2 protein-coding genes and 1 pseudogene are annotated in these 2,173 nt (G+C 72.0%); all 3 read left to right on the top strand.

Translation table 11 applies throughout. The annotated features are described in order from the left end of the window. Positions 1-321, top strand: a pseudogene (locus tag AB8Z36_RS36895) (hypothetical protein); the annotation flags it as partial. 214 nt (positions 322-535) lie between these two features. Next, complete coding sequence (locus tag AB8Z36_RS36900) at positions 536-1,156, top strand: RNA polymerase sigma factor (RefSeq protein ID WP_369217752.1); 621 nt, start codon at positions 536-538, stop codon at positions 1,154-1,156. Next, positions 1,149-2,141, top strand: a complete 993-nt coding sequence (locus AB8Z36_RS36905; RefSeq protein ID WP_369217753.1) for a CU044_5270 family protein — start codon at positions 1,149-1,151, stop codon at positions 2,139-2,141. Before AB8Z36_RS36900 ends, AB8Z36_RS36905 begins: the two co-directional genes overlap by 8 nt. Positions 2,142-2,173: the final 32 nt, after the last annotated feature.

A 2,173-nucleotide genomic window follows, 5' to 3' on the forward strand; every position in this document is an offset into this window, starting at 1 on the left:
CCCGGCATCGGCGGCCCCCGGGACTACGCGCCCCCCGAGCCCTCCGACGACGACTTCGACGCGGGCGACGAGGGCCACTTCGTGCCGCCGGAGCCGCCGCCGCTGCCCGAGGCGGACGTGACGGCCAAGTTCGCCTGGCTCGCGGTGCTCGGCGGCCCGCTGCTCATCCTGCTCGCGGTGCTCCTCGGCTGGCAGATGACGTGGTGGCTGACCACGCTCGGCATCGGCGGCTTCCTCGGCGGCTTCGCCACCCTGGTCATGCGGATGAACGCGGGCGACGAGGAGGAGGACGACGACCCGGGCCGCGGCGCCGTCGTCTGATCCACCCGTCCCGTCTGATCCACCCGTCTTCGTGGGGCCCGTCCGGAACCGTTCCGGCCGGGCCCCGCGCTTGTCGCGTACGCCTCCGCGCGCACATCGCCGCACGCACCTCCGCGCGCGAATGGAACTCGATCCGGGCCTGCGGCGAAGAAGCGGTGAACCAACCGTTTGAGCCCAAGCCTTCGAGGCGTACCGACGTACGAAAGGAGCCCCGATGACCGTCGAACCCGGCGTCCCGCCGTCCCTGGGGCAGCGCGAGCAGAGTGACGCCTGGTCCATCGAGCGGTCCCGGGATGAGCCCGAGCAGTTCGCCGTCCTCTTCGACCGGCATGCCGACTCCGTGTACCGGTACGCGGCAGGCAGGCTCGGCCCCGAGGCGGCGGAGGATCTGATGGCGGACACCTTCACCACCGCCTTCAAGGAGCGCCACCGCTACGACCTGGCGCGGGCCGACGCCCGCCCCTGGCTGTTCGGCATCGCGACCAACCTCATCGGACGACACCGCAGGGCCGAGGCGCGGCGCTTCAAGGCGCTCGCCCGGGTGCCCGCCCCGGTGCCGCACGAGGAGCCGGTCGCCGACCGCGCGGTCGCCCGCGCGGGCGCCGAGGGGGTGCGCGGCGACCTGGCGGAGGCCCTGGCCAAGCTCTCCGCCCGCCACCGTGACGTGGTGCTCCTGGTGGCCTGGGCCGACCTCAACTACGAGGAGGCGGCCCGCGCCCTCGGCGTACCGGTCGGCACCGTCAGATCACGGCTGCACCGGGCTCGCAGCACATTGCGCGAAGCACTGGGCGGATCCGATCCGACAGCTTTCCGAGAGGCACACGCCCATGAATGAGCTCGATGAACTGCGTGCCCTGCACGCCCAGACCCCGCCACCCGACGCGGAGACGCGCCACCGCGCGCGGGTGCGGCTGTTCGCCGCGATGAACGAACCGGCCGCGTCCGTACGCCCCGTGCGGCGCCGCCCCCTGCTGCGCGTCGCCGTCGCCGGAGCCGTGGCGGCCGCCGTGGCGGGCACGGTCGTGGTCGCGGTGGGCGACGGCGACGACGGGGCGGCACGGGCCAGGTCGCACGCCCCCTCGATGCGCAACGTCAGCGCGCGTGCCGTGCTCAACGGCGCGGCGGCGTACGAGCGCGAGCACGAGAGGACGGTCGCGCCGCGCGACGACCAGTACATCTACACGAAGGAGATCATCAAGGAGACCGAGAAGCGCACGGGGCAGGTCAAGCGGCACGTGGACGAGAACTGGCGTTCCGTGGACGGCTCCAGGCGCTCCTGGGTCATGGAGATCGGCAAGGGCTGGTGGTCGGAGCCGCTCAAGGAGAACGAGTCCTCGTGGCCGCCGCAGGACTGGGGCACCCTGGAGAAGCTCCCGACCGACCCCGAGAAGCTGATCCTCTCGCTGCTCCACAAGAGCGGCCCGAACGACGCCAACGACTCCCTGGACCAGATCACGGACCAGGAGTGGTCGGACGTCCATTTCAGCCTCGCCGGGCTGCTCAAGCTGGTCCCGGTGATGCCGAAGGGGCTGCGCCCCGCCGCGTACGAGGCGCTCGGCATGGTGCCCGGCGTGAAGGCCGTGCCGGGCCAGAAGGACGCCAAGGGCCGCACAGGCGTCGCGATCACCTACGACGACCCCACGCTGCCCGAGGGGCAGTCGGGCTACGGCGCCTACTTCATCTTCGCGCCGGGGACCTATGAGTTCCTCGGCTTCCGCGACGCCCGGTCCTCGGGTGACGGCGACAAGATGAAGACCTACGACCAGCTCTCGTACCTGGAGAGCTGGGGGATCACCGACAAGGTGAAGCAACGGCCCTAAGGCCTCACGGACGGGGGGACACGGGGGAAGCG

The sequence above is a fragment of the Streptomyces flavofungini genome (assembly GCF_041028215.1).
Lineage (GTDB): Bacteria > Actinomycetota > Actinomycetes > Streptomycetales > Streptomycetaceae > Streptomyces > Streptomyces flavofungini_B.

What these genes read in the sequence shown, in the direction of transcription:
- AB8Z36_RS36900 (WP_369217752.1), top strand. Translation starts at nt 536, where the DNA reads ATGACCGTCGAACCCGGCGTCCCGCCGTCCCTGGGGCAGCGCGAGCAG.
- AB8Z36_RS36905 (WP_369217753.1), top strand. Translation starts at nt 1,149, where the DNA reads ATGAATGAGCTCGATGAACTGCGTGCCCTGCACGCCCAGACCCCGCCA.